The organism is Streptomyces sp. UNOB3_S3 (assembly GCF_020740895.1).
In the GTDB taxonomy this organism is placed as follows: domain Bacteria; phylum Actinomycetota; class Actinomycetes; order Streptomycetales; family Streptomycetaceae; genus Streptomyces.
Map to the genome: position 1 here is coordinate 1 of NZ_JAILXP010000575.1, position 2,981 is coordinate 2,981.

The following is a 2,981-nucleotide window of genomic DNA, read 5'->3' on the forward strand; positions in this document are numbered from 1 at the left end:
CTCCCCACGACTCGATCAGCCTGAACAACGCCACTTCGAGAGCGAAAAGCGCAGGCTGAGTGAAGCCGGTCTCGTTCAACGCGTCCGCGTCGTCGCCGAACATCACCTCCCGCAGCGGACGCTCCAGCTCGCGGTCGAAGTACGCCGCCACCTCGTCCAGCGCCTCGGCGAAGACGGGGAACCGCTCGTACAGCTCCCGGCCCATGCCCGCGCGCTGCGAGCCCTGGCCCGAGAACAGGAACGCCTGCTTGCCCGCCACGTCCCCGGCGACGCCGCGCGCGACCTCCCGGGCGCTGTCGCCGTCGGCCAGCAGCACCGCGCGGTGCGCGAACACCGCCCGGCCCGTGGCCAGGGAGAAGCCGGTGTCCGTCGCGTCCCGGCCCGTTCCGGCGAGGGCGGCGATCCGCTCGGTCAGCGCGGTCAGCGCGGCCTCGGAACGCGCCGAGACCACCCACGGCACGAGGCCGGGAGTCCGCTCCACCACCGGTTCCCGAGCGGGCAGCGTCGCCTGCGGTGCCTGCGGTGCCTGCGGTGCCTGCGGTGCCTGCGGTGCCTGCGGTGCCTGCTCGACGATGACGTGCGCGTTGGTGCCGCTGACGCCGAAGGCGGACACGCCCGCCCGGCGCGGGTGGCCGGTCTCGGGCCAGGCCCGGTGCTCGGTCACCAGCGCCACGGTCCCGTCCGACCAGTCGACGTGCGAGGACGGGGTGCCGACGTGGAGGGTGCGCGGCAGTTCGCCGTGGCGCATCGCGAGGACCATCTTGATGACGCCCGCGACGCCGGCCGCCGCCTGGGTGTGGCCCAGGTTGGACTTGACGGCGCCGAGGAGCAGCGGGAGCGCGGCGTCGCGGTCCCGGCCGTAGGCGGCGATGAGGGCGTGTGCCTCGATGGGGTCGCCGAGGGTGGTGCCGGTGCCGTGGGCCTCCACGGCGTCGACGTCGGCGGGGGTGAGGCGGCCGTCGGCGAGGGCCTGGCGGATGACGCGCTGCTGGGCGCGGCCGTTGGGGGCGGTCAGGCCGTTGGAGGCGCCGTCCTGGTTGACGGCGCTGCCGCTGACGACCGCGAGGACGTCGTGCCCGTTGCGGCGGGCGTCGGAGAGCCGCTCCAGGACGAGGATGCCCACGCCCTCGGACCAGCTGGTGCCGTCGGCCGCGTCGGAGAAGGCCTTGCAGCGGCCGTCGGGGGCGAGCCCGCCCTGCGCGGTGAACTCGGCGAAGGCGTCCGGGCTGGACATGACCGACACGCCGCCGGCCAGGGCCAGCGTCGACTCGCCCGAGCGCAGTGAGCTCGCGGCCATGTGGAGGGCGACGAGCGAGGAGGAGCAGGCGGTGTCGACGGTGACGGCCGGGCCCTCCAGGCCGAGGGCGTAGGAGAGGCGGCCGGACATGACGCTGGCGGTGTTGCCGGTGGCGACGTGGCCGCGGACGTCGGCGGTGCCGGCGCGCAGCAGGTTGACGTAGTCCTGGCCGTTGGTGCCGACGAACACGCCGGTCCGGCTGCCGCGCAGGGACGTCGGGTCGATGCCGGCCCGTTCGAAGGCCTCCCAGGTGGTCTCCAGCAGCAGGCGCTGCTGCGGGTCCATGGCGAGGGCCTCGCGCGGCGAGATCCCGAAGAACGCGGCGTCGAAGAGGCCGACGCCGTCGAGGAAGCCGCCTTCGAGGGTGGCGGAGCCGCCCCGGGCGAGGCGCTCCAGGTCCCAGCCGCGGTCGGCCGGGAAGCCGGAGATGGCGTCCTCGCCGCCGGACAGGAGCCGCCACAGGTCCTCGGGGGAGGCGATCCCGCCGGGGAAGCGGCAGTTCATGCCGACGATGACGATCGGATCGTCGTCGACGGCCGCCCGGACGGCCGGGAGCGCGCCGCCCTCGGCCCCCTCGGGCAGGGTGCCGAGGAGCTCGGTGAGGAGGAACCCGGCCAGTTCCTGCGGGGTCGGGTAGTCGTAGACGAGGGTGGCGGGCAGGCGCAGCCCGGTGGTGGCCGACAGGGCGTTGCGCAGTTCGACGATGGTGAGGGAGTCGAAGCCGAGGTCGCTGAAGGCCTGGTCGGCGGCGATGCTGTCGGCGCCGGAGTGGCCGAGGACGGCGGCGACGTGGCCGCGCAGCAGGTCCAGGACGAACCGGGGGCGCGCGGACTCGGCGAGCGCGGCGAGTCGTTGCCGCAGGTCGTCCTCGCCGGGGCCGCCCGCGGGGTGCGGGATGTCCTGGGCCGAGACGACGGTGGCGGCGCGGAGTTCGGGGAGGTCGCCGACGAGGGTGCTGTGGCGGAAGGCGCTGATGTAGCGGTCCCAGTCGATGTCGGCGACGGTCACGGCGGTGTCGTCGTGTTCGACGGCGTGCCGCAGGGCGGTGAGGGCGGCGGCGGGCGCCATGGGGGTGAAGCCGCCGCGGCGGACGCGGCCGTCGACGGGCGTTCCGTCGCCGGCCATGCCGGCTCCGGCCCAGGGGCCCCAGGCGATGGAGGTCGCGGGCAGGCCCTGGGCGCGGCGGGCGGCGGCGAAGGCGTCGAGGAAGGCGTTGGCGGCGGCGTAGTTGCCCTGTCCGGCCGCACCGAGGGTGCCGGCGGTGGAGGAGAACAGGACGAAGGCGGCCAGGTCCAGGTCGCGGGTGAGCTCGTGGAGGTGGACGGTGGCGGTGGCCTTGGCGGCGAGGACGGCCGTGAACTTCTCGGTGGTGAGCGTGTCGACGACGCCGTCGTCGACCACTCCGGCGGTGTGGAACACGGCCGTGAGCGGGTGTTCGGCCGGGATGCCGGCGAGCAGCGCGGCGAGCGCGGCGCGGTCGGAGGTGTCGCAGGCGGCGAGGGTGACCTCGGTGCCCAGCGCGGCCAGTTCGGCCCTCAGGTCCTCGGCGCCGGGCGCGTCGGCGCCCCGGCGGCTGACCAGGAGCAGGCGCGGCGCGCCCGCTTCGGCGAGCATGCGGGCGACGTGGCCGCCCAGCGCTCCGGTGCCGCCGGTGACCAGGACGGTGCCGGTGGGGGTGTAGGGG

The 2,981-nt window shown here is 75.5% G+C and carries 1 protein-coding gene; it reads right to left on the reverse strand.

The features are described from left to right. Window positions 1–2,981, reverse strand: a 2,981-nt coding sequence (locus tag K6I33_RS33800; RefSeq protein ID WP_229358617.1) for a type I polyketide synthase, incomplete at both ends; no start/stop codon positions are given.